General features: G+C 58.0%; 20 protein-coding genes. 18 read left to right on the top strand and 2 right to left on the bottom strand.

Features of this window, described 5'->3' with window-relative positions:
* Positions 1–271: 271 nt before the first annotated feature.
* Positions 272–1,032 (top strand): IS5 family transposase gene (locus RHSP_RS33935; RefSeq protein ID WP_167332670.1). Its coding sequence is split into 2 segments (ribosomal slippage): positions 272–803 and positions 803–1,032, totalling 762 coding nucleotides; the frame shifts between segments, so codons are not numbered across the junction.
* Positions 1,033–1,127: 95 nt separating this feature from the next.
* Here RHSP_RS33935 and RHSP_RS22655 read toward each other — a convergent pair.
* Positions 1,128–2,720 (bottom strand): isocitrate lyase, encoded by a 1,593-nt coding sequence (locus tag RHSP_RS22655; protein ID WP_037153877.1) that lies wholly within the window; start codon positions 2,718–2,720, stop codon positions 1,128–1,130.
* Between the two features lie 141 nt (positions 2,721–2,861).
* Here RHSP_RS22655 and RHSP_RS22650 point away from each other — a divergent pair, with 141 nt between their 5' ends.
* Positions 2,862–4,259 (top strand): helix-turn-helix domain-containing protein, encoded by a 1,398-nt coding sequence (locus tag RHSP_RS22650; protein WP_004123733.1) that lies wholly within the window; start codon positions 2,862–2,864, stop codon positions 4,257–4,259.
* 150 nt (positions 4,260–4,409) lie between these two features.
* On the opposite strand, the gene RHSP_RS22645 is transcribed toward RHSP_RS22650, so the two are convergent.
* A complete protein-coding gene (locus tag RHSP_RS22645; RefSeq protein WP_004123730.1) occupies positions 4,410–5,327 on the bottom strand; it encodes a LysR family transcriptional regulator in 918 nt (305 codons plus the stop codon).
* Between the two features lie 87 nt (positions 5,328–5,414).
* On the opposite strand from RHSP_RS22645, the gene RHSP_RS35870 reads away from it, so the two are divergent.
* From RHSP_RS35870 to RHSP_RS22570, 16 genes are all read left to right on the top strand, one after another.
* Positions 5,415–5,549, top strand: coding sequence for a hypothetical protein (locus RHSP_RS35870; RefSeq protein WP_276307841.1), 135 nt, complete (start codon positions 5,415–5,417; stop codon positions 5,547–5,549).
* Between the two features lie 20 nt (positions 5,550–5,569).
* Positions 5,570–6,394 (top strand): aldo/keto reductase, encoded by an 825-nt coding sequence (locus RHSP_RS22640; protein WP_004123722.1) that lies wholly within the window; start codon positions 5,570–5,572, stop codon positions 6,392–6,394.
* Positions 6,395–6,406: 12 nt separating this feature from the next.
* Positions 6,407–7,621, top strand: a complete 1,215-nt coding sequence (locus RHSP_RS22635; RefSeq protein ID WP_004123721.1) for an MFS transporter — start codon at positions 6,407–6,409, stop codon at positions 7,619–7,621.
* An 865-nt stretch (positions 7,622–8,486) separates the two neighbouring features.
* Positions 8,487–10,190: a putative bifunctional diguanylate cyclase/phosphodiesterase gene (locus tag RHSP_RS22630; RefSeq protein ID WP_004123720.1), complete on the top strand. Its 1,704-nt coding sequence runs from the start codon at positions 8,487–8,489 to the stop codon at positions 10,188–10,190.
* 35 nt (positions 10,191–10,225) lie between these two features.
* On the top strand, positions 10,226–10,741 hold the full coding sequence (locus RHSP_RS22625; protein ID WP_004123711.1) for a hypothetical protein: 516 nt from the start codon (positions 10,226–10,228) through the stop codon (positions 10,739–10,741).
* Positions 10,738–11,913 (top strand): class I SAM-dependent methyltransferase, encoded by a 1,176-nt coding sequence (locus tag RHSP_RS22620; RefSeq protein WP_004123710.1) that lies wholly within the window; start codon positions 10,738–10,740, stop codon positions 11,911–11,913. The genes RHSP_RS22625 and RHSP_RS22620 overlap by 4 nt, the downstream gene beginning before the upstream one ends.
* Positions 11,910–14,270 carry a SpoIIE family protein phosphatase gene (locus RHSP_RS22615; RefSeq protein WP_037153872.1) on the top strand — a complete coding sequence of 787 codons (2,361 nt, stop codon included), beginning with the start codon at positions 11,910–11,912 and terminating at the stop codon, positions 14,268–14,270. The genes RHSP_RS22620 and RHSP_RS22615 overlap by 4 nt, the downstream gene beginning before the upstream one ends.
* Positions 14,271–14,273: 3 nt before the next feature.
* A complete protein-coding gene (locus tag RHSP_RS22610) occupies positions 14,274–14,822 on the top strand; it encodes a slr1658 superfamily regulator (protein WP_037153869.1) in 549 nt (182 codons plus the stop codon).
* A 24-nt stretch (positions 14,823–14,846) separates the two neighbouring features.
* On the top strand, positions 14,847–15,185 hold the full coding sequence (locus tag RHSP_RS22605; protein ID WP_004123685.1) for a slr1659 superfamily regulator: 339 nt from the start codon (positions 14,847–14,849) through the stop codon (positions 15,183–15,185).
* Between the two features lie 556 nt (positions 15,186–15,741).
* Complete coding sequence (locus tag RHSP_RS22600; protein WP_037153866.1) at positions 15,742–16,755, top strand: UDP-glucuronic acid decarboxylase family protein; 1,014 nt, start codon at positions 15,742–15,744, stop codon at positions 16,753–16,755.
* Positions 16,755–17,741, top strand: a complete 987-nt coding sequence (gene galE, locus RHSP_RS22595; protein ID WP_004123680.1) for a UDP-glucose 4-epimerase GalE — start codon at positions 16,755–16,757, stop codon at positions 17,739–17,741. Before RHSP_RS22600 ends, galE begins: the two co-directional genes overlap by 1 nt.
* Positions 17,742–17,785: 44 nt before the next feature.
* Entirely contained in the window at positions 17,786–19,579 is a 1,794-nt protein-coding gene (locus RHSP_RS22590; RefSeq protein ID WP_420820105.1) for a glycosyltransferase family 2 protein, read from the top strand.
* Positions 19,580–19,675: 96 nt separating this feature from the next.
* Positions 19,676–20,218 carry a DUF995 domain-containing protein gene (locus RHSP_RS22585; RefSeq protein ID WP_004123675.1) on the top strand — a complete coding sequence of 181 codons (543 nt, stop codon included), beginning with the start codon at positions 19,676–19,678 and terminating at the stop codon, positions 20,216–20,218.
* A 17-nt stretch (positions 20,219–20,235) separates the two neighbouring features.
* Positions 20,236–21,180, top strand: coding sequence for a glycoside hydrolase family 26 protein (locus RHSP_RS22580; protein ID WP_004123674.1), 945 nt, complete (start codon positions 20,236–20,238; stop codon positions 21,178–21,180).
* Positions 21,181–21,210: 30 nt separating this feature from the next.
* Complete coding sequence (locus RHSP_RS22575; RefSeq protein ID WP_004123672.1) at positions 21,211–21,711, top strand: DUF995 domain-containing protein; 501 nt, start codon at positions 21,211–21,213, stop codon at positions 21,709–21,711.
* A gap of 961 nt (positions 21,712–22,672) precedes the next feature.
* A complete protein-coding gene (locus tag RHSP_RS22570; RefSeq protein WP_004123668.1) occupies positions 22,673–23,803 on the top strand; it encodes a helix-turn-helix domain-containing protein in 1,131 nt (376 codons plus the stop codon).
* The last annotated feature ends 1 nt before the right edge of the window (position 23,804 follow it).

Here is a 23,804-nt window from a genome sequence, read left to right as displayed (position 1 = left end):
ACTCTCTTCCGAGCCATGCGTCCTCAGGCCGAGGATAAAGTCTACCACATTAGCGAGCGGAAACGACGCTCACATGGGCTCAAGAACAAGCCGCCAATGTCGGAGTCGGGTCATTCGCGACCGGGTCGCGCCAGTAGCAAGTCCGGCCACGTCCGCTATACCGCCGAAAGCGGAAGTAAATTCAGAGCATTAGTGGCACTGCCGTAGGGCGTGGCCGGTTGATGGCGCGGCCCGAGACGTGATTCAAGCTCCGAAACCGGAGTCACGAATCATGCGCTACGAACTCAGCGATCACGAATGGACCGCCATCAAACCGATGCTGCCGAACAAGCCGCGCGGCGTTCGGCGCGTAAATGACCGTCGCGTGCTCAATGGCATCTTTTGGGTACTGCGTTCTGGTGCGCCATGGCGCGACCTGCCGAAGATCTACGGTCCCCGCACCACTTGTTATAATCGCTTCGTTCAGTGGCGGCGGGCTGACGTCTGGGACCGGATCATGGATGCACTGGCCGCCGGTCGTGACGCGGCGATGCAAATGATCGATACCTCGGTCGTCCGCGTGCACCAGAACGGAGCTTGCGTCGCCGACAACAATCATCAAGATATGGGTCGCTCACGAGGGGGCCTGACGACCAAGATTCACGCGGTGGTGGACGCCAATGGCTTGCCGGTCCATCTCGCGCTCACGCCCGGTGAGGTGCACGACAATCGATTGTGTTCGGTTCTCCTCAGCGCCTTGCTTCCACAAACGATGTTACTCGCGGATCGCGGATACGACGCGGATTGGATCAGGGAGCTTGCCCGCAGCGAGGGGCATGGGCGAACATTCCGCCGAAACGAAATCGCAAAGACCCGGTCTGCTTCAGTCCGTATCTGTATCGCGCGCGCATGTTGATCGAACGGTTCTTCAACAAGATCAAGCAATGTCGGCGCGTTGCAACCCGATATGACAAGCTCGCAGCCAACTATCTGGCGTTCGTCAAACTCGCATCAATCCGAATTTGGTTGCGCGCTAATGAGTCCGCGCCGTAGCTGGACCGTTTTGCTTCCAAGCTCTCATTTACGCAACTTCTTACGGTGCAGGTTCTCGAGGGCCGGGCAATGCCGACCCTCGAGGGTTGCGTCACTCACGCTGCAAATTGATTCATTGTGTTGTGTTGTCCGCCGGCCTTTAGAGCGGCCTCGCCGGAGAAGTAATCCTTATGGTCGTCGCCGATGTCGGAGCCGGCCATGTTCTGGTGCTTGACGCAGGCGATGCCCTGCCGGATTTCCTGACGCTGAACGCCGGCGACATAGCCGAGCATGCCTTGGTCACCAAAATATTCCTTCGCGAGATTGTCGGTCGAAAGAGCGGCCGTGTGATAGGTCGGAAGGGTGATCAGGTGATGGAAGATGCCGGCGCGGGCGGCTGCATCACGCTGGAACGTTCTGATCTTCTCGTCGGCCTCGGCCGCCAGCTCGGTTTCATCATATTCCACGCTCATCAACCTCGCCCGATCATAGGCGGCAACATCCCTGCCCGCCTGCTTCCATGCGTCAAAGACCTGCTGGCGGAAGTTCAGCGTCCAGTTGAACGACGGCGAATTGTTGTAGACCAGCTTCGCATTCGGAATGACCTTGCGCACCCGATCGACCATTCCGGCGATCTGCTCGATATGAGGCTTCTCCGTTTCGATCCACAACAGATCGGCGCCGTTCTGCAGCGCGTTGATGCAATCGAGCACGCAGCGGTCCTCACCCGTGCCCGGGCGGAACTGGAAGAGGTTGGAGCGCAACCGCTTCGGCCGGACAAGCTTGCCGCCGCGGTTGATGACGACATCGCCGTTGAGGCTGGCCGCATCTTCAATGTCCTCGCAATCGAGGAAAGAATTGTACTGGTCACCGATATCCCCCTCTTTGGCGCTGAAGGCGATTTGCTTCGTCAGGCCGGCGCCGAGCGAATCCGTGCGGGCAACGATGACGCCGTCATCGACGCCAAGCTCGAGGAAGGCGTAGCGGCAGGCGCGGATCTTCGCGACGAAATCCTCGTGCGGAACCGTGACCTTGCCGTCCTGATGGCCGCATTGCTTTTCGTCGGACACCTGGTTTTCGATCTGCAGGGCGCAGGCACCGGCCTCGATCATCTTCTTGGCGAGAAGATAGGTCGCCTCGGCGTTGCCGAAGCCGGCATCGATATCGGCGATGATCGGGACGACATGCGTCTGAAAATTGGCGACCTGATGCCTGAGATTGGCTTCGCGCACGCCTTCGCCCGCGGCGCGTGCCTTATCCATCTCGCGGAAGAGCATGCCCAGCTCGCGCGCATCGGCCTGGCGCAGGAACGTGTAGAGCTCCTCGATCAGCGCCGGAACGGAGGTCTTCTCATGCATCGACTGGTCCGGCAGCGGGCCGAACTCCGATCGCAATGCTGCGACCATCCAGCCAGAGAGATAGAGATAGCGACGTTCGGTGGAACCGAAGTGCTTCTTGATGGAAATGATCTTCTGCTGACCGATAAAACCGTGCCAACAGCCGAGCGATTGCGTGTATTTCGCCGGATCGCGATCATAGGCTTCCATATCCTTGCGCATGATGGCGGCCGTGTAGCGAGCGATGTCGAGGCCTGTGCGGAACCGGTTCTGCAGGCGCATGCGGGCGACCGCTTCGGCCGTAACTCCAGTCCATTGCGGGTTCGACCCGATCAGCTTCCCGGCGCTTTCGATCAAGCTTTCGTACGACATGGTTCCTCCAAATTCGTCATGTTGCGATGCAAAAACATATGACGGGATTTTCCCTCGTGGGAGGGCAAATGAAGTCAACATGTCAAACTTTACAAAGGAACCTTGTAATGTTGTAATGTCGATGCACTGGGAGGAGATCGCGTGGAAAAGCAAGGCGTCTATCTTGGACCGCGGCTGCGCCGCCTGCGGCGCGATCTGGGCCTCACCCAGGCCGACATGGCCGCGGATCTCGAAATATCGCCATCCTATATCGCGCTGATGGAGCGCAACCAAAGGCCCGTTACCGCCGAAACGCTCCTGCGCCTCGCAAGAGCCTATAAGATCGATTTCAACGAATTCGCCAATGACGCAGGGCCTGATCTGGCGAGCCGGTTGCAGACGGTGGTGCGCGATCCGATCCTGGCGGATATCGATTTCGGCTCGCTGGAAATCACCGATGTCGCCCATAGCTTTCCCGGCTTTGCCGAAGCCATGCTGCGGCTCCACGCGGCCTATAAGGAAGAGCAATTCGCGATCGCCGATTACAGACAAGGAGCGCTGGAAGACGGGATCGCCGGCGATCCCGTGGCTGCCGTGCGCAATTTCCTTTCAGCGCGGCGCAACTGCTTCCCGCTGCTTGACGCCGTCTCCGAAAAACTCTCGGCCAAAATCACCGAGGCGGGCGGACTTGTCGCCTATCTGAAAGCACAGCACGGCCTGCGCGTCCGCCGCATGCCATCCGATATCATGACCGGCTCGCTGCGACGGCTCGACTGGCATCGAAAGGACCTGCTGCTGGATGAAACGCTTGATGTGGCCAGCCAGAATTTCCAATTGGCGCAACAGCTTGCCTATCTGGAGTTCGAGCAGGACATTCAGATGGCGGTCGATGAAGCCAAATTCGAGAATGACAACAGCCGCCGGCTGGCGCACAGGTCGCTGGCCGCCTACTGCGCCGCCGCCATTATCATGCCTTATGCGGCCTTTGCCCGCGCCGTCGAGAGCCGGCGCTACGACATAGACATCCTGTCGCGGCAGTTCGGCACCAGCTTCGAGCAGACGGCACATCGCATGACGACGCTGCAGAAGCCGGGACAGGAGCGCATTCCCTTCTTCTTCATCCGCGTGGATGCCGCCGGCAATGTTTCGAAACGGCTGAACAGCGGCACCTTTCCCTTTGCCCGCCATGGCGGGGGCTGTCCGCTGTGGAGCGTTCATCAGGTTTTCACCACGCCGCGCCGGATCGTGACCCAGTGGCTCGAATTGCCTGACGGCCAGCGCTTCTTTTCGATCGCGCGCACGGTAACTTCCGGAGGCGGAGGTTTTAATCTGGCGACCGTCGAAAGAGCGGTCGCGCTTGTCTGCGAGGCGCAATATGCCGAGCGGCTCGTCTATAGCCGCAACCATCAGCAGGCAAATTCTCCAACTCCAATCGGAATTGCCTGCCGTCTGTGTCACAGGATGGCATGCACCTCGCGCTCGGAGCCTCCCATTGGCCGGCAAATTCTTGCCGACACTTTTCGCCGGCCCGAAGCCCCTTTCGGTTTTTCCGATTCATAGGGCGATGGAACCGCACCGCTTCGCCGAATCTGAGGATCGGCATACCCCTCCATGGCCGGCGTCATATTGCCAGGCGACAACATCACAGTCTTCCCGTCCATACGATATTCCAACAGGCGAGATCATCGTAAAAACTTCCGGCGCATCTTGTTAAAGCGATGCCACTCCCTCGCTGAGAAAGCGCTGGAGACGCGGCACGATGAAATCAAGGAAGACGCGCACGCGCTGGGGCATTCGCGCGCCGCCGAGAAAGACGGCGTGTATCTCTTCCTGATCGGGCTCGATGACGTCGGAGAGAACCTCGATCAGACGACCGGCGGCTAGGTCGGCCCGCACATGATAGTCGCCCATGCGCGCCAGCCCCACGCCGGCGAGAGCCATGCGTCTGACCGTCTCGCCATTATTGGCAAGCAGCGAGCCCTTCACCTCGCGGTCGACGATTCGCCCGCTTTCCTTCAGCGGCCAGACCGGAGCGAGACGACGAAAGTTGAAACCCAGGCAATTATGCCGGGAGAGATCCTCGATCTTGCGCGGCGTCCCATATCGGTCGAGATAGGCGGGCGACGCCACGATCTTTCGGCGAGCCGTGCCGATGTGGCGGGCGACCATGCCGGAATCGGGGAGCCGTCCCACCCGGAAGGCGATGTCGGTCCGGTCCAGATAAAGGTCGACGATCTCGTCCGATAGCGAGAGATCGATGACGATGTTGGGATAGGCGCCCCAGAACTCGGGCAACAGCGGCTCTAGGCCCAAAACTCCGAGTGCCACCGAGACATTGACCCGGATCGTGCCATCGGTCGCTGCAGCACCCTGGGACAATTCCCGTTCGACCAGATCGAGATCCTGGAGCAGCGCCTGGCTGCGCTCATAATAAATTTGCCCTTCGGCGGTCAGCGACAAGCGCCTTGTGGAGCGTTCGACAAGGCGCACGCCAAGCCGCGCCTCCACGCGCGAGATCAGCTTGCTGACGGTCGACGGCGTCATGCGCAGCAGGCGCGCCGCTTCGGAGAAACTCCTTGTCTCCACCACGCGCAGGAACACCTGCATCTCTCCGGTCCGGTTGTCCATGGGCGCCTCATCTATGATTTGATTTCACAGATGATGTGGAAATTGGACGGATTATCAAGTGCGAACCGGCGCTTTACTTGATGGCGCATGACAAACACATCCCAACTCGATCTCATCCGCATCCCCGGATGCATCACACTCGTTATCCAGCTGCCACACGACAACGATTGCTCGCCGGCGAGCGTAGCCCTCGACCAGTTCAATGCGGCCGAAGCCGCCTGATGCTTTCAAAGGAGAGTTTAATGCAAACAGTCACCGCTCATGGCGCGACGATCCCCGCGCTCGGCTTCGGCGTGTTCCGTATGTCGGACGAGGAGGTCGAACGCGTTATCCCGGCGGCACTCGAAGCCGGCTTCCGCCATTTCGACACCGCACAGATCTATCAGAACGAAGCAGCGCTCGGCCGGGCATTGAGCCGCGCCGGCGCCCGCCGTGAAGATCTGTTCCTGACCACCAAGGTCTGGGTCGACAACTATAGCCCCGGCAAATTTTCTGCTTCGGTCGACGAAAGCCTCGACAAGCTGAAAGTCGACCACGTCGACCTTCTTCTCCTGCACTGGCCGGCCGATAAGGTTCCGGTCGCCGCACAGATCGAGATGCTGGATGCCGTACGGGTCGCCGGCAAGACCAAGTTCGTTGGCGTCTCCAACCAGAACATCGCGCAGATGCGGGAATCCATCGAGCGTTCCAAGGCGCCGATCGTGACCAACCAGGTCGAGCTGCATCCCTATCTGCCGCAGAAGGCGCTGGTCGCAGCTGCCAGGAGTACCGGCCTTGCCATCACCGCCTATTACGGCATGGCCGATGGCGCCGTGCCGAAGGATGCCGTGCTGCAGCGCATCGGCGCCAAATACGGCAAGAGTGCTGCGCAGGTCGGCTTACGCTGGCTGGTGCAGCAGGGCTTCGTCGCTCTTTCCAAGACGGCAAACCCGGCACGCGTGGCCGAAAACATCGCGATCTTCGACTTCACGCTTGATGAAACCGATATGGCCGCTATCGCCGGGCTTGCACGCCCCGACGGACGCATCGTCAGCCCTCCCGGCCTTGCTCCGGCCTGGGACGCTTGAGGAACCATCACCATGAACGCCAATGTCACAACTGCCGCAGCGACGGCCGAAACATCCTTGTCTGCCCGTTGGGCGCTTCTCGCCCTTGCGATCGGCGCCTTCGGCATCGGCACCACCGAATTCTCGCCGATGGGGCTTTTGCCCGTCATTGCCCAAGGGGTCGACGTATCGATCCCGACGGCCGGCCTTCTCATCAGCGCCTACGCCATCGGCGTCATGGTCGGCGCGCCGATCATGACGCTCGCCTTCAGCCGCTTCGGCAAGCGCACGGCGCTGATGCTGTTGATGAGCATCTTCACTATCGGCAACCTGATGTCGGCCATGGCGCCGGGCTACTTCACGCTCATCGCCGCCCGGCTGGTCACGAGCCTTAACCACGGGGCCTTCTTCGGCCTCGGCGCCGTGGTGGCAGCGAGTGTCGTACCGAAGGAGAAACAGGCAAGCGCTGTCGCCGCCATGTTCATGGGCCTGACGATCGCCAATATCGGCGGCGTGCCGGCTGCGACCTGGATCGGCCAGCAGATCGGCTGGCGCATGGCTTTTGCCGGAACGGCATTGATCGGTATCGCCGCAATCGCCGCACTATGGGCCGCTCTTCCGAAGGGTGAGCGCGGTGCTATGCCGGATGTACGTCGCGAACTCGGTGTGCTCACTCGACCCGCCGTGCTGCTTTCCATGGCAACGACCGTGATGGGCGCGGGCGCCATGTTCACACTCTATACCTATGTCGCCCCTACCCTTGAGACGATCACCGGCGCGTCCGACAGGTTCGTGACCTTCGGGCTTGCCCTCATCGGCGTGGGCTTTACGATCGGCAACTGGCTCGGAGGACGATTGGCCGACTGGTCGCTCGACGGTGCGACGAAGATCTTTCTCGGCGCCCTTGCGGCAATCATGCTTTGCCTGCCGCTGGCTTTCCCAAGCCATACAGGGGCAGCCATCGGTCTTCTGGTCTGGGGTGCGGCCGCCTTCGCCATCGTTCCGCCCGTGCAGATGCGCGTGATGGAGGCGGCATCGGAAGCACCGGGCCTAGCCTCCTCGATCAACGTCGGAGCCTTCAATCTCGGCAACGCGCTCGGCGCTGCCGTCGGTGCAGGCGTCATCAGCATGGGGCTCGGCTATGCCGCCGTTGCGATCGCCGGTGGTCTTCTGGCGGCCACGGGGCTCGCTCTGGTGCTGGTCGGCGGTCGCGAGAAATCCGGGCAACTCAAGGTGCATAACGCCTGAAGCTGAACCACGAAACATCCGGCCGCGGTCATCAAACATGCCGTCACGCCGGATTGTGCCGCAATCGCGGCCTCGATGGCAGCACCGGAGGGCCCTGCACCCGGTGTTGCCGTCATGACGAAAGCCGAAACGCGTCCGAGCATGGCATTGGGCGTCACGGCCTGACGTAGCGTCATGGTCGAACCGGAATGGAGAGCAGAAGAAACGGTGGCTGCTGCGCGGCCTGGAGCCATCCGGTTTCGGAAAGCCCGGCGGAAAGCGATAGAACGGCCGCAAGCAGGCTGGACCAGCCGATACAGCGAAATGCGTCTGGAAAAGATGGAGCAGAGCTACTCACGCAAATCCTCATTGAAATGGTTGCCGAGGATAAGCTCGATCTTTTCGTCTGCTGAAAGCCGCCCGTTTCCTGCCTTGAAATTCACGCCCAGCGACAGCGCGAGCTCGGTCTTCCGGCCCTCCTGGATCCGTTGAGGGCGAACGTTCCATCTGCCAATCGGCCGCAGCGAATCAAAAAGCCTGCTCTCTCCATCTGCACGGACTTTAGTTCACGCCCGCTCTTCGACCGGCGAAATACCACAATCGGCCCACTACTAATCCCGCCGGCACAACCATTTCCGCTCGGGAATGGAACAGAACGATGCCGCCGACCATCCTTTTAATCAGCATATGCCTCGGCAATCATTGCTAAATAAACGTCTCGTAATATATTCGCTTATAACAGTTGCCACGTTCTGGTAAGTTACGGTCTGCGCCTGCACGCTTGATGAGTCTGCGATCGTTGATGCGCAAGCTCCGATGCGAACGGGCCAGTTCAAACTGGATGGCAGTCAGACTTTGTGTGGCGGACACGGGAGGACGAGGCCATATGCCGGAGAACCGAGTGGATCGGTCGCAGCAAGTTCCACAAGATTTCGAATCTGACAACGGTTTGGAGGCGGTGATCTCACTTTGGGACCTCGACCTCAAACTGCTCGATTCCTCCAAGAAATTTAGGGAGCATATCGGCCTTGCCTCTCGGAAACGGGTGACACTGTGGGAGGCCTATCCGGTGCTTGCCAAGCCGGCTCTCGCCGCACTCATCCGGCAGGTAATCGATACCAGTGAGCCGAGGACGATCCAGGTCGACGTTCCGAAGCAGGGAAAGTGCAATTTCCTTGTCTCCTACATTCGGACGGGGCTCCTGATTATCGAGACCAACAGGGCCAATGCGGATGGGAGCCTGTCATCCGACGACAATGAAAAAGCGCGACTCATCCACCAGGCGACGCATGATGCCCTGACAGGATTGCCCAATCGCCGCCAGTTCAGCGCGGAACTCGCAGAGTTGCTTCCGTCGAACTGCAAAATTGGCCCTGTGCTCATGCAGCTCGATCTTGATGACTTCAAGCCCGTCAACGACACCCTTGGACATGGCGCAGGCGATATTGTGCTGAAACTCGCCGCCGAAAGGATCAAGGAAACGCTCGGCCGAGAGGGGACGGTCTACCGGCTGGCCGGGGATGAATTCGCGATCATCCAGGCCGGACCGCAGCAAGCATTCGAAGCGGAAAGACTGGCGGAGGCGCTGGTTGCGGAATTCAAGAAGCCGTTCACCGTCAACGGCATCTCCCTCTTCGTCGGCGTCAGCGTCGGAATTGCAATCGCGCCACGCGACGGCAACGAGAGCGAGCAGCTGATGAAGGCTGCCGACGTTGCGCTTTATGCGGCAAAGAAAGAGGGACGCCGACGGGCGCGCACGTTCGATCCGGGCATGTTGATCGTCGTCGAGCAAAGGGAGTTGCTGCGGCGCAGCCTGCGCGTGGCGCTTCAACGGGACGAATTCTTCATCGAATATCAGCCGTTGGTAGAACCTCCATCCACCGTGGTAGGCTTCGAGGCCCTGTTGCGCTGGCGGCACCCCACTTTGGGGATCATCCCGCCTGCAGCTTTCATTCCCATGGCGGAAGCCGATAGTCTCATGCGCGAAATCGGCCAGTGGATGCTGGAGGAGGCCTGCCGTGAAGCTCTTGCATGGCCGGCGCACTATAGCCTTGCGGTCAATCTTTCGCCGGCCGAATTCCTGATGCCTGGCCTTACCGATCGCATATCGCAAACACTCGACATCGTCGGATTTCCCGCCGAGCGGCTGGAACTCGAGATTACCGAAGGCGTTTTGCTGGAGCGGACCATCAACAATCTGGATACGCTGAACACCCTCAACGTGCTCGGCATACAGATTTCGCTCGACGACTTCGGAACCGAATATTCCTCGCTCAGCTACCTGAAGAATTTCCCCTTCGATACGATAAAGATCGATCGATACTTCATCAGGGATCTCATGCAGGACAGCAAAAGCCAAACCATCGTACGCTCCGTGATCGGCCTTGCTCACGGTCTGGGCATGCGGGTGACCGCAGAGGGTGTCGAAACGCCGCAACAAGCCACCTGGCTCCACAAGGAAGGCTGCGACCGACTGCAGGGCTATTGCATCAGTCCTCCGCTCAGCGCCGACAGGCTCGATGCCTTCATCAGGCAAGCCACCCGCATGCAATCTACCAGCGCCTTCGATGAGCTTCGCGCCGAACCGTAAATGTCTGAAACGCATTTCACCCAGGAGTTTCTCACGTGAATACCAAGGAACTGCCAGTGAATGCTGCTTTCGAACCATTGCTGGAGATGGAGATGGAAATGGCGACCCTGGTGGCGGACTGGTTGCGTTGCGACCAATGCGCCGCCTATGTGGCTCGCATGGTCAGCCACGACCGGCACGACCCCATCCGTCATGCCAATCTGCTTTCGGCCGCCTTGAACGAGCTCTTCGAGCTGTCCTTCCACACCAGGGAATCCACCGGTGCCCTTACCTGCCGTTTCCATCGAAACGGTTCAACCGAACGGATCGAATTGACCCTACCCTGCTCGGCCGAGCAGCGCCGCTTTTACCAAGCAATCGTCGAGCGCATCGCAAGCGGACAGGCGCTTGCAAACTATCTTGATGTCATCACCAATGACGCCGCGCGCGCCGAGCATGCGATCCTTCTCGGCCTCGCGGTCAATTACGACGCCGACATCAAGCTGTCTGAACAGGATGCCGGGATGTTGACCTTTGTGGTGGATCTAGCACTCGAAAGGCTCCTCAATTGAGCAACCATTCGTCTGACCGCTTCACGGCACAATTCGACGCCAACAATCAGGAATTCTCCCTATCGGGCGTCCTTAGACCACATTCGGTTGCCGAGCTCGCGGACGATCTCGCCTTGCTGCGCAACGGCATCGAAACGGTAAACGGCGTCTGCTATATCAATCTGAAGCGCGTCACCCACATGAACAACACGGCATTCCGTGCCTTGACGCATGTGCTGCTCGACGCGACCCGATCGAGGCCCGATCTCAAGCTGACGGTCATCGCCTCCAGCGTCGTTGCCTGGGCGTCGCGATTGTTTCGCCATTTGAGCGACCTTTCGCCCAACATCGTCGTCGACATCTACGATTCGGCCTTTTATCCGGGCCAGACATTCGTCGAAAACCAAAGCTTCATACCGATCCTCAGAACGCAGACAAAAATGACCTGGCGGCACGAGCGCGAGATATTGCCGCGACATGGCCTTCGCGAGGGAATGCAGGTCGCCGACATCTGCTGCGGCATCGGCGATTTTGCGATGCTGTTGAGAAAGCACTTCAAGCCGGCGCGGATCGTCGCGCTCGATCACTCGATACCCAGCCTGGAATACGCCCGCAAGGTCGCGGCGGACTTCGATGTCCGGGATATCGAATACACTTATGGCGACGCATCCCAAATGCTGTTCGAGAGCGATCAGTTCGATTTCGTCACCTGCAGGCATTCGTTGCAGATCTTCGATCGCCCCGATGTCCTGCTGCGAGAGCTGTATCGCATATGCAAGCCGGGCGGCAGGGTCTACATCACCAATGAGAAGAATTCCCACTGCCTTGGAGAACCAAGAGCCGACAGCATCCAGTGGACTTACACCGAAGTCGCAAAACTGTTTGCCCATTTCGATATGGATGTCGAGATGGGCCCGAAAGGCCGACGCATGCTGCTGGATGCCGGCTTCACGGACGTGAGAATGGAAAGCTTCATGGTCACCAATCGCGACGGCGATCCCCAGGATTTCGCCGATATCATCACCGCATGGCAAAATGTCTACGCCGATGAAATGGCGGTCAGAAGAGGCGATTCACCTGCCTTCATAGAAAGGTTCAAGCAGGGCTTTGCCGATCATATCTTCGCAGCGCTCCACCCAAGAGGCTATGCCGGCTGGCCGATCTGGGCCACATCGGGGCAGAAACCGCTATGACGGAAACGACAAGCGCCAAGCGAAGACTCGGATTGCGCTCATTTCGCGCCAAGTTCCTGCTCGTTGTCGGAGGAGCCGTTCTTTTCGATCTCATGGTCAGCGGCGGTCTTGCTCTTTGGAACGTGCAGCGCCTTTCGCGCAATGCGACGACGGAGGTCGGGCAAGGCCTGGAGAAGGCGAGCCAGGATTACATCAGCTCCTACGTGAACTCGACAGCCACCCAGGTCGGCCTTCTGATCAATCAGGTCCACTCTGATGTGAAAGCACTTGCAGGCGTATTGCAAGCGCAGATCGACGACCCCACAAGGAGTGGGGCTATTGGTTCTGCGATGGACAAGGCCTCCCCCGGCACCGTCACGGTAACCTATGACCCGGTTGGCCAATGGGCGCAAAACGCTCCCGGAACGCCATCCGTCATCAGCGTCTGGGGCTATCTGCTCGACAAGGACCATCGCCCCCTGCCCCAGGTCCAGGCCGACATCGAATGGAGCGCCGTGCTGAACCTGGTTGCGCCATCCTTGCTGCACAATGGCGCATCGAAGTTGCAGATGTACTATATCGGCCCGAGGGAGCGCCCGATCTTCCGCACGGCGCCCTATACGACGCAGGCACAGACCTTCGACAAGCTCTACCCCGGCCACAACAGCGCTGACTTTTGGACCTTCTTCTTCCCGGGCCTCTATGAGTCCTGGCAGCAATGGGCCTCCAACCCATCATCGCGCCCTGTTGCCGATTACATTACCCAGACCGCCCCCTATACCGATGCCATTACCGGAAAGCTGATCGTCAGCTTCTTCCATCCGCTATGGACGCCGGATCGGCATGGCGTCGCGGGCGCAGCCGGTGCCGATATCACTCTCACCCAGCTGGCCGAAATCGTCGAGAACGTGAAAGTCGCCCAAAGCGGCTTCGGCTTCCTGACCATGTCGAACGGAAATGTCGTCGCGATCAATCCCATCGGCGAGAAAACCCTAGGTCTGCGTGCCTCGAGCGACGCAGCCGCCAAGGGGGTCACCGGCCTTGACCGATCGTTGCGCAATAGCTTGCAGAAGGCCGTCACAACGCTGCCGCTCGATGCCGACGGCGTCATCCAGCACATTTCCCTTAGCGAACAGGGAGAGGCTGTCCCCTATCTCGTGGTCATCAAGCAGTTGCACCCCACCAACCTCTGGGTGGAAGGGCCTATACAGCGCGAGGTCATGTCGCTTGGAATAGTCGTGCCCGAGCGCGAGATCTACGCTTCGCTTATTGCCGCCAAGGAGGAGATATCACGAGCGACCAATCGCATCCTGCTCTATCAGATCATGGCGGTTCTGGTGTCGCTGCTGATCGTCACCGCGGCAGTCTTTGCCGCTTCCAAGCGCGTCACCGGCGGCATCAGCGCGCTGGCAAGCGCCGCCAAGCGCATACAAGCCAAGGATTATTCCGTCAGGGTCGATATTTCGACCAAGGACGAGGTCGGGGAAGCGGGCATTGCCTTCAACCGCATGGCCGAGGATATCAGCTTCCACACCGAAAATCTCGAGAAGCTCGTTTCTGACCGGACGAAGGAGATCGAGGCGGCCAAGGAAGAAATCTCAGCCCTCAACGGCCAGCTAAAGAGCGAAAACCTGCGGCTGGGCGCCGAACTCAATGTCGCCCGTCAGATCCAGCTCATGGTCCTGCCGCGCGCCAAGGAGCTTGCGGCGAACAAGAACCTGGAGATTGCCGCCTATATGCGGCCGGCCGACGAAGTCGGAGGCGACTATTACGATGTTCTGCAGAGTGGAAACAATTTAAAGATCGGCATCGGCGACGTGACCGGGCACGGACTTGAAAGTGGCGTGCTGATGCTGATGGTGCAGTCGATCGCTCGCGCCTTGCAGGAAGCGGGCGAAATGAACCCCGCAAAATTCCTGACCGATCTCAACCGTGCGATCTTCAAGAACATCGAACGCACGAGGACGGACAAGCACCTCACTTTGTCGTTCATCGACTATGACGGCAAGCGGCTGACGATATCCGGCCAGCACGAAGACATGATCATCGTTCGCAAAGACGGCACGGTGGAGCGGATAGAGACCGGGGATCTCGGTCTTCCCGTCGGTCTCGAGCCCGATATAGCTGCCTTTATCGACACGCGGGAAATCATCTTCGAAAAAGGCGACATGATCGTCCTGCATACCGACGGCGTGACCGAGGCGGAAAATTCAAAGGGCGAGTTATTCGGCTTCGAAAGGCTTTTGGAAGACGCCCGCCGCCTGCATGGCGGCACTGCCGATGAAGTCGTCAAGGGCATACTCGACCACCTGATGACCTACATCGGCACGCAGAAGATCCATGACGATATTACTCTTGTAGTGATGCGACATAGGTGAGAGATGACAACTGCAACATTTGGCATGGAGCATCTAGCTTCGTTCAACGCTGCCAACGCCCTGCGGATTTGCCTGTTCGACGGGCCGCTTCATCTGGCATGGCGGCATTCCGCCATGACATCGGACTTTATAGCGGAGACGATGGCGCTCGATTTCCGGTCTTCCGAGCGCCGGTACAAGACGGCACGGCACGATATCGGCTATCTGACAAACGAACTCATCGAAAACTCCATCAAGTTTCGCACCTCCGGCGAGATCGTTATCGAAGCGCTGACGGAGGAGCATAGTTTCAAGATGCGGATTGCCAATCTGATCGACCACGATGCGACGGCCCGCTTCCAGCAGCTATTGCTGAAGGTGACGGACGGCGATCCCGCCGACCTCCTCATAGAACAGATCGAGGCGAACGTTCTTGCGGGAGGCAATGCATCCGGGTTAGGACTGTTGACTTTAATGAGCGACTATCAGGTTCAATTGGCCTGGCGTTTCGAAGAGGATAATCCACACAAGCGCACCAAGCTGCAAACCTATGCCACCATGGCAATTTCATAGTCGTCAACGCACGGGGCCTATTTCATGGAAATTAAAGAAGAAGCATTCCGCGTCTGGTCCGAAGGCAGCACCTTGTATTTTGACGGGACGATGCGGCTGGCAGGCCCTGACGCCTATGCGCCGGTCTATGATCTGGCCAGGGCGATCCTTCATGGAGGCAGTGGGAAGGCGACTTTCGATCTGACCGGTCTGCAGTTTCTGAACTCTTCGGGTATCAACCTGCTCGCCAAGCTGACCATAGAGGCGCGCAAGAATCCGGACATCCACCTTACCGTGTGCGGCTCATCGCAAATTCCCTGGCAGATGAAATCTCTGCCGAACCTGAAGAAGCTTCATCCGCGCCTGGATTTGCGTCTAACCTGACAATAGCTGTTCATTATCGGACTGGGAGAAAGTTCTGCGTTGGACGATGCGCAGAACTGCCGGACACCCGTTTGACCAGGCGCTTCAATAAAATCGAGATCGAAGCGGCAAGATTAGCGATCCGCACGCAAAATCTGTGGATAAGTCCGCCAGCACTCAGCGCGGCATGTCCGTTTGCGTGAACTCGGTCGTCATCGGCCGTCTCTCAAGCCTCGTGCGTTTTTCCACCAGGCGGGGATATATTATATTCAAAACCAGAATATGTAAAATTAGACTAAAGCCTTAAAGAATATGTTCCCGATTGAACGCAAAGATTTCAGTATAAACAAAGATTTACATTGGATTTCTTCGCCGTCATGCGAATCAAAATTCGAGATACAAAAATGGACAGAATGTAAAGAGTCCGAATTCCCTGATAACGACAGCATAGTTAAATATTAGTAAACTGAAATCCAAGTTGCAGAAATAATTCCAATTTGTGAACGCCTCATACAAGGACAGAAGTTCTGTTTTCCTTGCATGCTCGGCTGCGTGTTTAGATTTCCGGGAGGGTTTGATGGGCATCGTGTTCAAATCTGCAAGCATAACTCCGAAGAATACACAGAAGCGTGCGATTCTTGTTGCCGGAGGCGCAGGATTTCTTGGATCACATCTTTGCGATCGACTTTTGCAAGACGGTCACGAAGTCATTTGCGTCGATGATTTCTCGACTGGGCGGATGGATAATTTGAGGCATCTGCTCCGCTACGACACGTTCAGTTTTATCCGCCACGACATCATTGCGTCGCTCGATCTGCCGGTCAGCGAGATCTACAATCTGGCCTGCCCGGCTTCACCGCCGCATTATCAGGCAGATCCGATCCATACGATGAAGACCTGCGTTTTCGGGTCGCTCAATCTGCTGGAGCTCGCCACGCTTCATCAAGCGCGCATTTTCCAGGCTTCGACCTCGGAGATCTATGGGGATCCCCAGGTGCACCCGCAGCCGGAGAATTACTGGGGCAATGTCAATTCCTTCGGCCCCCGCTCCTGCTACGATGAAGGCAAGCGCTCTGCCGAGACGCTGTTCCGCGATTTTCACGTTCAACACGGCGTCGATATCAGGATTGCGCGCATCTTCAACACCTATGGACCGCGCATGCGTCCCGACGATGGCCGCGTCATTTCCAATTTCATCGTTCAGGCGCTCAAGGGCGAAGACATCACGGTCTATGGCGACGGATCTCAGACGCGCTCGTTCTGCTATGTCACCGATCTGATTGAAGGCTTCATTCGATTGATGGGCAACCAGACGTCCATCCATACGCCTGTCAATCTCGGAAATCCGGGCGAATTCACCGTGCGCGATCTTGCCGAGCAGATCATCGCCATGACCGGGTCCTCGTCGAAGATCGTCGAGAGACCCTTGCCGATCGACGACCCGCGCCAACGCCGGCCCGATATTTCGAGCGCAAAGCGGGAGTTGGGATGGGAGCCATCGGTCCCCCTGGCAGAGGGCCTGAAATCCACTATCGCCTATTTTGAACGTCAGCTGGTTCGTCCCAACAGCGAGCTTCTCGAGGTTGTGTGATGACCAGACAAAAGATACTCGTCGTGGGTGGCGCCGGTTTCATCGGCAGCCACACTGCGAAACTCCTCCATAGACAGGGGTTCGAACCGGTCGTCTATGACAATCTGTCGACAGGGCACCGGACATCGGTGCGCTGGGGGCCCTTCATAGAAGGGGATATTCTCGACACGCGGCGCCTTGCCGACGTGATCGAAACCCACCAGCCCGCCGCAATAATACATTTTGCCGCCTCGGCCTATGTCGGAGAATCCGTCGAGAAGCCCGCAAAATATTACGCCAACAATGTCGGAGGCACTCTATCCGTGTTGGAAGCATCCCGCAGCGCCGGAGCCGACAAGCTGATCTTTTCATCGAGCTGCGCGATCTATGGAGTTCCGACCCGCCTGCCGATCCGCGAATGCGAGATGCCGCAGCCGATCAATCCCTATGGCAGGACGAAGCTGATTGCAGAACATATGCTTGCCGACTATTCGGCCGCCTATGGGCTGCATTATGTGGCTTTGCGCTATTTCAACGCCTCGGGCGCCGATCCGGAACAAGAACTCGGCGAATGGCACGATCCCGAGACGCATCTCATTCCCCGCGCATTGCTGGCAACCAGTGGCTCGATCGAGACTTTGGACGTCTATGGCAGCGATTACGACACGCCGGACGGCACATGCGTCCGCGACTATATCCACGTAACGGATCTTGCCAGGGCGCATGTGCTGGCGGTCGAATATCTGCTGGCGGGAGGCGAAAATCTTGCCGTCAATCTGGGGACCGGGCGCGGCACGTCGATCAAGGAGATCGTAAGCGCGATCGAACGCGTCTGCGGTCGTCAGGTCCCCGTCGCCATGCGCGTGCGTCGCCCGGGCGATCCCCCTACACTCTATGCGGCGTCTGACCTTGCTGCCGAAAAACTCGGTTTCCATGCCGTTCATTCGGATATCGAAACGATCATCCGGACCGCAGCTCCCTTCTTCGGACTGGAGGTGCGGGGATGACGTCGATCCGGACACGAGCTCAGGTGATGAGGGACGAGGCGTTGATGGCGCCGATCCTTGAGGGACGCAAGCGCGCGGAATATGCGGTTTGCGCCACGCTGTGGCTTGCGGCACTCGTCTATTTCTGGAGCTGGTGGTTTACGCCCGCCCACCATGTCGACCTTGTCGGCTCGGTCTTGTTGACCCTGGTGCTCGCTTGGGTGACGATCATCCCGGCCTATTTCATCGTCGTCTTCTTTCGTGCTCAAAAGCCGAATGGCCGGTTGCGGCTACCCGCCGGCAGCCGCGTCGCCATGGTTGTCACGAAAGCGCCATCGGAGCCTTTTGCGGTCGTTGCCCGCACATTGCGGGCCATGCTGGAGCAAGATGTTCCGCATGATACCTGGCTCGCAGATGAGGATCCGTCACCTTCGACGCTGGACTGGTGCCGCAAACATGGCGTTAAGGTTTCCACCCGCAAGGGACGCGAAGACTATCACCGCCAGACCTGGCCGCGGCGCACCCGCTGCAAGGAAGGCAATCTTGCCTTCTTCTACGATCACTACGGCTACGAAGGCTATGACTTCGTCGTGCAGCTCGATGCCGATCACGTGCCCGAGCAAGGATATCTTTTCCAGATGCTACGCCCCTTCGCAGATCCGGCGGTCGGCTATGTATCCGCGCCGAGCATCTGCGACCAGAATGCCGCCACAAGCTGGTCTGCGCGCGGCCGCCTTTATGCGGAGGCCAGCATGCACGGATCGCTTCAGGCAGGTTTCAACAGCGGGCTCTCGCCGCTTTGCATCGGCTCGCACTATGCCGTTCGCACCACGGCACTGCGCAGCATTGGCGGGCTAGGTCCCGAGCTGGCGGAAGACCACTCGACCACGCTCATGATGAACGCGCATGGTTGGCGTGGCGTTCATGCACTCGACGCGATTGCGCACGGCGACGGTCCGCGCACCTTTTCCGATCTCATCACCCAGGAGTTTCAATGGTCGCGCAGCCTGATGATGGTCTTGCTGCAATACACGCCGCAGCTGATCGGACGGCTGCCGTTGCGCCTCAGGGCTCAGTTCCTGTTTTCTCAACTGTGGTATTCCCTCTTTTCGCTCTTCATGGCGCTGATGTTCGTTCTGCCCATGATCGCGCTTACCCGGGGCAGGACCTTCGTTGATGTTTCCTACCCTGAGTTCCTCGTTCACTTTCTGCCGCAATCAGTCCTGTTGATACTGTTTGCCTATCGCTGGCGCAGCACCCGCACGTTCAGACCGTTCGATGCCAAAATCCTGAGCTGGGAGATGACATTGTTCCTGTTTGCCCGCTGGCCCTGGGCGCTTGTGGGAGGTTTCGCAGCCATTCGCGATTGGGCAACGGGATCTTTCGTGGATTTCCGCGTCACGCCAAAGGGCACCTCCGACGTGGATCCGATACCGCTCCGGGTCCTTGCACCCTATGCCATGCTTTCGCTGGTCTCCATGGTGCCGGTGCTGTCCGTAAACGACGCAAGTGAGGCTGGCGGCTTCTACATCTTTGCAACGATGAACGCCGCCATCTACACGCTGTTGCTGCTGGTCATCATCATCCAGCATGCTCGCGAAAACTCGGTCAGCGCCAATAAACGCTTCTATCGTCCGGCGCTCGCCAGCGGCCTGCTCGCTCTGATGGTCCTGCCTTTCGCCGGCATGGTCGAGCGCGGCCCTGAGGGAATTCAGTCGTTGACCTGGAACAGAGACGGCTACGTGCTGTTCGAAGAGCGCTTTTCGGTGGCCGGAGCCGGTAACGGCGGCCGCGGACTACACAGGCTGGTGCTCAATCTGAACTGGTTCGCGAAGGATACGGATAACAGAGGTTCATGACGGGAAGGACGCTATTGGCGGAAACGCGCATGAAAATAGCAGGTTCGGAACCGAACGGCGACAAGCTCATCCCAACCACACTACGGGAGAAATGACATGAAGCCATTGAAGAAGACGATCTCCACCACCCTCGCGACATCGCTGGCATTTGCGGTTGTTCTTGGATTTGCGACGGGGAGCAATGCGGCTACCGCCGGGACGGCCAAAAAGGTGCCCGACGGAGCAAGACCCATGACGGCGGTCGAACTTTACACGCTCTATCGCGACAAGACCTGGCGTTGGGCCGACGGCGCAGGGCGAATGCAGGATACAGACCGGCGGTTTTCCGCCTGGGTCGACGGAAGCAGCGGGCAGTCCTGGGCCGAGGGGCGCTGGGCTGTGACCGATACGGGTCGCCTATGTCTCGACGCAACCTGGCACGCCGCAAACGGCCAGTTTCCGGCCCAGACCTGCTTCGAGCATCGCATCCTGGGTGGAACGATCTATCAGAAACGAGAGATTGGCGGGACATGGTTCGTATTTCGTCATCCCGTCACCAAAGACACCGATGAGGCGGCGAAGTTGATCGCCGATGATCTGGTCTCACAGCGGCTGGAGGCCATGAAGGCCTCGGTTTTGACTGTGCATAAGGCCGAATGAGGAAAGGAGGCAATCCGATGAAAACCCTATCAAAGCTAACGACGGCGTTGCTTGCGACTGGCGTCCTTTGCGGAGGAGTGTACGCCGCCAGCAATGGCACCACCACGCAGACCACGACCCGGCCTCTCTTCAACGACAAGAGGCCGATTATCACACCACAATCGCTGCCGGGTGGCGCCTACGACCCGAACGGCGATTTTTCCAATGACCCCAATCCCAAGATCGAGCACCTCTTTCTGCCCTGGGAAGATGTCGATCTATCAACGCTGAGCACGGCGAATGACTACGCCAACAAGCGCGGGCGTTCGTTGCTGATCACGATCGAGCCCTGGTCATGGGCGCGCAACTGGCGCGTCACCCCAACTGATCTCTTCAATGGAATCATGGAGGGGCGCTACGATTCCAACATGACGGCGATCTGCTCGGCCGTGGCCAAACTTGATAAGCCCGTCACCATTCGCTGGGCTCACGAAATGGACGAGAAAAACGGGCAGTTTACGTGGGCCTACTGGACACCCCAGGACTATGTGAAGGCCTATAAGCATGCCGTCACCGTGTGCCGCAAGAGCCTTCCTACGGCAAAATATATGTGGTCTCCGATGGGGAAGGACGGGCTTGAAGCCTACTATCCCGGGGATTCGTTTGTCGACGTCGTCGGGTTGTCGGTCTTTGGCTACCAGCCATTCGATCAGCGCACGCTGGGGCATGATTCAAACTTCGTGGACGCAACCAAGCCCGGTTACGACCGCGTCAAGCGCTTCAAGAAGCCCATCGTGATCGCGGAACTCGGCTACCAGGGAAACGAAGCCTATGTTCACGCATGGGCCGAAGAAGCCAACAAGCCGCATTCCGAATTCCCTGACCTGACAGCGGTCGTCTACTTTAACGACCGCGAGGTCTATCCTTGGCCGTATGGCCTGGGCCGACCGGACTGGCGCGTCGCCAGCCCCCTGTTGAACTGACAATTGCGACGGAAGGTTGAGGAGAAACAAATGTCTTCGTTGCGCGTCGTCGTCATCAGTGCCTTGCTCACGGTGTCCGCGCTGGTCGGCACCGTGAACGCGGCAACGCAGCATCAAATCGACAAAATGACCGTGCGCGCAGCCCATCAGGCAGATCCGATGAGCGCCACGGACTTGAGAAAAATCTACGAAGGACGTTCCTGGATATGGAAGGATGGTGCGGGCTTTTTTGCGCGCCATCACAACCGCTTTACCGCTTGGTCGCGCACGCATGGCCAAAAATCTTACGCGAAAGGCACCTGGTACACCACCGATCGCGGCAGACTCTGCATGAGCGCCATCTGGTATAGCAAGAAGAGCGCTTCACCTAATGTTTCCTGCTTCCTGCATCGCAGGAACGCTGGGATCATCTATCAGAAACGAGCATCAGGCGGAAAGTGGTATGTATTCCGTCATAATCCAACGAAACATGATGACGAGATTCTGAAACTGCGACTGGGCGATCATGTCCGCACACATCTGCCCGGTTGAAGTCAAATACTTATATAGGGGCACTTACGAGGATGGCGGAGCGGCCACGTTCCACTTGTTCAGTCGAACCGTCATCCGAGCAATGCCCCTATTCTTTGCTGTCAGCAATGCTTGGGTTCATTGCGAACATATCAAAACCCGCTGCGATTGTGGCAATGCGAGGTTCTTCCAAACCCGCTCGGCGTGCAAATGTAGGGTGAGCCTTTGAAGTAATCTTCGGAAGAGACAGTAGTCGTTCTGGAAAGAGATCTTCCGCTATAGAACACAACATTGTTCTTCTCATACTTCTTCATATACAGCTGAACAGTCTTACTCTTCACATGTGAACTTTCGGCGGCACTTGCATTCAAAGGTACAGAGACCAAAGATGCAATCGAAAGCATTGACGATATAAGAATTCCAATTTTACGATTATAAAGACTTAGATTGCGAAAATCTTGGTTCAAACCCATAAGTTTACTCTCCTTTTCGGTTTCGTTTCGTCGATTCTGCCGCAAAATATTTAAACGACCTCTTTAGATATCTTGAAAATATTAAAGAAATCGTCTAATTTTTTCCGTTCAGGCTTTAGGTTGGGATCCACGAGGATGCTTCCCACTGCAATATTAGTTTGGCGCGATATTAGACGGCTGCACAGTGCCTTCGATCAGGCATCCACAGCCTTCTTTCGGTTCGCCCACCAATGCGTACCGCAAGCCGGAATTCTTTTCACGACATATGATGCCGCAGCTTCCTATACGTCCATCCGCCGGCATCCGAGCGGTCGGATGGACTCAAATTCGGGCTGTTTTGCGACACTTCGACAGCAAGGATGCCATTTGAGGCCAGCTTTCTCCGCGCGAGATGCATTTTTAACCCTCAATGCTCGGCAGCGTGGAATCCGGATCTCTTATTCGCCCGCAGCGAGCGCGCGGCGAACTGCACCCGGCAATCTGCCTTGCTTTGTTGAGGGGCCAACGGAATGATGCGGAACAAAACCGAGGTTTCCTCCGAGCAATCAACCTTTGTGGAAAGACGCCGGTGGCCCCGCATTTTGCAGGCTCCGCTCTGTGACGCTCACATAAACATGCCAAAGCTCGCCTCCTTGCCGTTCTCCACCTCGGATGCAAGCCCTGGCTACCAATTTTCCGCATGGCAAGAGCGTATGGGACCGCTGATCGATGCCTATCTTCCAGAAAACCATCGAGCTGGTGATTGCTTTGCCGCAGATCAGACCGTCTGGAACCTGGAAGGAGCGCTTTTTATCCAGCAGGAGACGCCAGCCTTTCGCTATGAGCGCTCGCCGCACAAGGTACGTTTCAGCGCCATAGATCATTGGCAGATCACGTTCTTGCGCACCGGAAAGACCTGGACCAGCGTCAATGGGACCGTTGTCGAGAACGAACCGGGGATGATGGAGATCCGCACGCTTGGTTGCCCATTTTATGGCCGTACCTTAAGCGCACAGTCAGTCACCCTCATTCTACCCGCCGATCTCTTTGCCGATCACGGCGGACTGCCCGGCTCAAGCAACAACGTTGTTCTCGGGGGCGCGCGTGTCGAGCTGCTGGCCAACTACACCACTTTTCTCGAAGAGAACCTCGGCCGGATGACGAGAGACGATCTGCACGGTGTGCGCAACCAGCTTCAGGAGATGATTTTCAATAGCGTCGCGCCGTTCGTGCATCGCCACATAAGCGACGATCATAGCTCCGAGATCGGACTGATGACCAAGGCTCGCCGTTTTATCCAGAATAATCTTGGATCGGCAGATCTAACTCCCGAAGCATTGAGCCGCGAACTGGCGATCTCACGCACCAGACTCTATGAACTGTTCCAAGCATCGGGCGGCGTTTTGAACTATGTCCGCAGAAAGCGGCTGCTGGCTGCGCGTTCCGCACTTGCCGATCTGGATAACGGTCAAAGGATAGCCGATATCGCAAAGGAGCTTGGCTTTGAATCGGCGGCCAATTTCAGCCGGGCCTTCACCCATGAATTCGGCTACAGCCCAAGTGAGGTCCGCAGGCACACGGGGGAACACAAGGCCGAACATCTGCCACGGATGACAGAAACAGCGACGTTTGGCGACTGGCTCAACACGCTTGGCGTCTGAC

It is taken from the genome of Rhizobium freirei PRF 81, assembly GCF_000359745.1.
In the GTDB taxonomy this organism is placed as follows: Bacteria; Pseudomonadota; Alphaproteobacteria; order Rhizobiales; family Rhizobiaceae; genus Rhizobium; species Rhizobium freirei.
Note: the sequence above shows the minus strand (reverse complement) of the source record. Positions and strands in the feature narration are given on the sequence as shown.

What these genes read in the sequence shown, in the direction of transcription:
- RHSP_RS35870 (WP_276307841.1), top strand. Translation starts at nt 5,415, where the DNA reads ATGACAAACACATCCCAACTCGATCTCATCCGCATCCCCGGATGCATC.
- RHSP_RS22640 (WP_004123722.1), top strand. Translation starts at nt 5,570, where the DNA reads ATGCAAACAGTCACCGCTCATGGCGCGACGATCCCCGCGCTCGGCTTC.
- RHSP_RS22615 (WP_037153872.1), top strand. Translation starts at nt 11,910, where the DNA reads ATGACGGAAACGACAAGCGCCAAGCGAAGACTCGGATTGCGCTCATTT.
- RHSP_RS22605 (WP_004123685.1), top strand. Translation starts at nt 14,847, where the DNA reads ATGGAAATTAAAGAAGAAGCATTCCGCGTCTGGTCCGAAGGCAGCACC.
- RHSP_RS22580 (WP_004123674.1), top strand. Translation starts at nt 20,236, where the DNA reads ATGAAAACCCTATCAAAGCTAACGACGGCGTTGCTTGCGACTGGCGTC.
- RHSP_RS22600 (WP_037153866.1), top strand. Translation starts at nt 15,742, where the DNA reads ATGGGCATCGTGTTCAAATCTGCAAGCATAACTCCGAAGAATACACAG.
- RHSP_RS22570 (WP_004123668.1), top strand. Translation starts at nt 22,673, where the DNA reads ATGATGCGGAACAAAACCGAGGTTTCCTCCGAGCAATCAACCTTTGTG.
- RHSP_RS22575 (WP_004123672.1), top strand. Translation starts at nt 21,211, where the DNA reads ATGTCTTCGTTGCGCGTCGTCGTCATCAGTGCCTTGCTCACGGTGTCC.
- RHSP_RS22590 (WP_420820105.1), top strand. Translation starts at nt 17,786, where the DNA reads ATGGCGCCGATCCTTGAGGGACGCAAGCGCGCGGAATATGCGGTTTGC.
- galE (WP_004123680.1), top strand. Translation starts at nt 16,755, where the DNA reads ATGACCAGACAAAAGATACTCGTCGTGGGTGGCGCCGGTTTCATCGGC.
- RHSP_RS22585 (WP_004123675.1), top strand. Translation starts at nt 19,676, where the DNA reads ATGAAGCCATTGAAGAAGACGATCTCCACCACCCTCGCGACATCGCTG.
- RHSP_RS22630 (WP_004123720.1), top strand. Translation starts at nt 8,487, where the DNA reads ATGCCGGAGAACCGAGTGGATCGGTCGCAGCAAGTTCCACAAGATTTC.
- RHSP_RS22645 (WP_004123730.1), bottom strand. Translation starts at nt 5,327, where the DNA reads ATGGACAACCGGACCGGAGAGATGCAGGTGTTCCTGCGCGTGGTGGAG.
- RHSP_RS22655 (WP_037153877.1), bottom strand. Translation starts at nt 2,720, where the DNA reads ATGTCGTACGAAAGCTTGATCGAAAGCGCCGGGAAGCTGATCGGGTCG.
- RHSP_RS22635 (WP_004123721.1), top strand. Translation starts at nt 6,407, where the DNA reads ATGAACGCCAATGTCACAACTGCCGCAGCGACGGCCGAAACATCCTTG.
- RHSP_RS22610 (WP_037153869.1), top strand. Translation starts at nt 14,274, where the DNA reads ATGACAACTGCAACATTTGGCATGGAGCATCTAGCTTCGTTCAACGCT.